7 protein-coding genes are annotated in these 3,091 nt (G+C 42.4%); 6 read left to right on the forward strand and 1 reads right to left on the reverse strand.

Going from position 1 to position 3,091, the window contains the following annotated elements; all coding sequences use genetic code 11:
- Nucleotides 1-698: hypothetical protein (locus JMN32_RS15095; protein ID WP_202857184.1), on the forward strand; the 698-nt coding region annotated here is incomplete at its 5' end.
- Nucleotides 699-705: 7 nt separating this feature from the next.
- Here the strand turns inward: JMN32_RS15095 and JMN32_RS15100 are convergent.
- Entirely contained in the window at nucleotides 706-942 is a 237-nt protein-coding gene (locus JMN32_RS15100) for a hypothetical protein (RefSeq protein WP_202857185.1), read from the reverse strand.
- A 171-nt stretch (nucleotides 943-1,113) separates the two neighbouring features.
- On the opposite strand from JMN32_RS15100, the gene JMN32_RS27530 reads away from it, so the two are divergent.
- The 5 genes from JMN32_RS27530 to JMN32_RS15125 all read left to right on the forward strand — a co-directional run.
- Nucleotides 1,114-1,446 carry a helix-turn-helix domain-containing protein gene (locus tag JMN32_RS27530; protein WP_202857186.1) on the forward strand — a complete coding sequence of 111 codons (333 nt, stop codon included), beginning with the start codon at nucleotides 1,114-1,116 and terminating at the stop codon, nucleotides 1,444-1,446.
- A gap of 3 nt (nucleotides 1,447-1,449) precedes the next feature.
- Nucleotides 1,450-1,716 (forward strand): hypothetical protein, encoded by a 267-nt coding sequence (locus tag JMN32_RS15110; RefSeq protein ID WP_202857187.1) that lies wholly within the window; start codon nucleotides 1,450-1,452, stop codon nucleotides 1,714-1,716.
- Nucleotides 1,717-1,720: 4 nt separating this feature from the next.
- A complete protein-coding gene (locus JMN32_RS15115) occupies nucleotides 1,721-1,912 on the forward strand; it encodes a hypothetical protein (protein ID WP_202857188.1) in 192 nt (63 codons plus the stop codon).
- A 26-nt stretch (nucleotides 1,913-1,938) separates the two neighbouring features.
- The gene (locus JMN32_RS15120) at nucleotides 1,939-2,391 is read left to right on the forward strand and encodes a winged helix-turn-helix transcriptional regulator (RefSeq protein WP_202857189.1); all 453 of its coding nucleotides are present in this window, start codon (nucleotides 1,939-1,941) and stop codon (nucleotides 2,389-2,391) included.
- On the forward strand, nucleotides 2,384-3,091 hold a 708-nt coding region (locus tag JMN32_RS15125; RefSeq protein WP_202857190.1), incomplete at its 3' end, for a hypothetical protein. The genes JMN32_RS15120 and JMN32_RS15125, both read left to right, overlap by 8 nt.

Raw genomic sequence — 3,091 nt, forward strand, 5'->3', positions numbered from 1 at the left:
CTAATGCTACCGATGATATGTTAAGAGAAGTTTTACATGAATTTTTATCGAGCTTCTCCAGTAGGGAATGTAGCATGCCATTATCAAGTCTCGGTAAGTTCGAAATGCTGGTTGAACGGCTTCATGTTATCCTAAGAGAAAATAAAGACCGGCCCAGCACCTTTATCTCTGAACTAATTACCGATGTTTTACTCACTGAAGGGTTTAATTCAACGCAATTTGTTTATTACCTGATACGACAAAACAAATCTGTTATACAATTCTTGAACTTCCCGCAGCGTAAAGAATACTTGAAAGGAAGGATCAAGAAGTATAAGAAACTGCTTTCATCAGGTCCGAATATTTACAACCCGTACCATGTAGCTGTAAGTGAAGCGATGATATCCTGGTGTAAAAAACAGATCAGTATTTGCAGGCCCAATGAGAAAACAAGTTCAACCAGTAAATTCAGTTATGCGGGTACAGTCGCAGAACTGGCTACACTGTTCCGAGGACTTCATGAGGCAGGTTTAATTCCGGATATAAACGGATCGGACTTATCCAGGACGGTAACCAACCTTTTTAACACAACCCGGGCAGAACAGATATCAAGTCAAAGTTTTTATAATAAGTTTTTGACAGTGGACTATAAAGCTGCCAGCCGAATTCAGCAGCAATTTCAAATGGCTATAGACAGACTGGATGACCTGAAAGGGTAATATATACTTACTGTTTTGGCCATTGACTCAGCCTATGCATAACCCCGACAGAGTGTAACAAGTCCATCAGCTGAAATAATATATCATCATTGAACCCTTTCATCTTTTTGAGGTCTGGAACCCCATACCTGAGCAACTCCTCTAATGTCCTCATACCATGCTGTTGCATAAAAGCAATCAGTTGCCGGTCAACCGATAGTTTATCTATCGGTGTAAGTAATATTTTGGAAGATGAATTTGTCAATTAGTCAACGTTTATGAGCTACTAATATATCAATTTGTTGCACATTATTAAAAAACAATATGACTTTATCAACAAAATGAATTATTTTTTCCCGTAAGTTAAGTTTCTATTATTCAGTGAATTAACCCCAAAGGTTGTGAGGGTTGTAGCAGGGTTGTACAACCCAAAATTGTGAAATATTTTTTTTCTCTTTACAGCAGAACAAAAAAGCACAACCCAATGGAAGTAATTGTAATAGAGAAAGAGAGTTACAAACAGCTCCTTGCCCAGCTCCACCAGGTAGTTATGAGGGCCACCCGTGATGCGATAAGTGAAACGCTATCGGCCACTGATCCGGTAAATGACTGGGTAGATCCTGCCGAGGCCATGAAGCTTCTGAACGTTAAGAAAAACAAACTCATCGAGCTACGTGATCTGAAAGAAATCACTTCCAGTCTTCACGGCAGAAAATACAAGTATTCAAAACGAAGTATCCACGCATTTTTAGAACGCAATATCATTTAAACCATGGGCAAGTCAAAAGACCTGGAAAGGCCAGTCACCATGCGTGACATTGCCGAATTGCAGCTAGCCCTGGAAGAATCCTTCACAAAGCTGATAAAGAGTCGTATGTGTCGTCCCAATGTATATACAGCTTCCAAGTTTTCAGAGATCACCGGAGTGCGGTACATAGATATCATTGAGCAGTGTGTAAAAGGCTTATTGCATGCCTACCGGGAAGGTACTACCTGGATGATATATGCCAGCGAACTGGAGAAATTCAAAATCCTTTAGCACCATGTCAAAGATATTTCTTAGCCCTGAAGAGCTTATTAATAAGCATGAAGCTCCTTACCCTTGCTGGAGGGAAGAAGATATACTAGCCTGGTACTATGACTTTCAGATTGATGGCATAGAGAAACAGGGAAAAATACTTATCGATGAAAGCAGTTTCACTAAGCTGTTAGCCAAACTTAAGACCCGCAAGTAAAGGTGCGGTAAACCACAATCCAAATTATGCAGGTAATCAATTATTCAGGCTCGTTCCGGGCACTGAACAGGCACATTACTGCCTATAATTTACAGCAGGAAAGTCTTTCGGAAAAGTTACGCGGTGGTGTAATCCTTACAGCTAAAGAGCTTATTCGCGTTTATGCGGCCTCGTTATTTCACCTTAAGGTGAATTCAGGAAAGGAGCAGCTTCCCGCTCTGAGAACTAACAGCCCACAACTGGCAACTTTGGTACAGGTCTCTGCCAGAACGATCCGGAGGCACATAGACCGGCTGGAAAGTGCCGGGGTTATTGTACGCAGAGTTTTCCATGGTACTCAGTCAGACTACGAGCTGGAAATCAATCCTGATCTACTCTCAATAGCCCATCAATCGGGCAAGTCAAATGGGCTAAAGAAAGTGGATAACCCCGCGAAATNATCAATCGGGCAAGTCAAATGGGCTAAAGAAAGTGGATAACCCCGCGAAATTTCAAGACCCTAAAATTGCTAAGTGGACAAATTGTCCGCTTACTGATTCTGGTAACATTATAAATAATGTAGTAAAAGCTGTTGACAACTGTCCTTTAGACCAGCCTGGTGATGCTGAAAATGTGCCTGGCAACGCTTTAAAGCAGCGTGAGCCTACGCTCACAAGTGTTGATAACCCAGTTAAGAAGCACCTGGAACAGCTTGCACCCGAAGAAATTCAGATAAAAGCGGCTGAACGGGAAGTTTTATCAGGATACACCAGAGAAAAAGTTACAGGCCAAAACGAGTATCCACCCTGTAAAACAGAGCAGCCTTGTGCTGAACAGAAAAAAAATAGCAGTGCTGAAGAAATAATAACTGGCAACGAAACACCCGGAGTACCGGAATATGGTACTGTACCGGGCATTCGCCAGGAAACCAGAGAAAAAGTGCCCAAAATGCGGGTGGCCGGGGGCGGGAAATCCGAGTCCGGGGAACATACAACCCGCAGCACTTTTCTCAAAATGTATTGCGGCCAACTCTGGAGCCTGGCATTGGAATTATTGTACAAAGACCGTTTCCTCACAGACAGCCAGCTTGAAGCCGGTGAACAACAGATCATGAAGTTTTATGAACCTGTAAGCACAGAAGGATTGCCCAAAATCCACCAAATGTATGTTGAGCGAATCCGGATGGCAGCCAGGTTCATT

It is taken from the genome of Fulvivirga marina, from assembly GCF_016775155.1.
GTDB classification, from domain to species: domain Bacteria; phylum Bacteroidota; class Bacteroidia; order Cytophagales; family Cyclobacteriaceae; genus Fulvivirga; species Fulvivirga marina.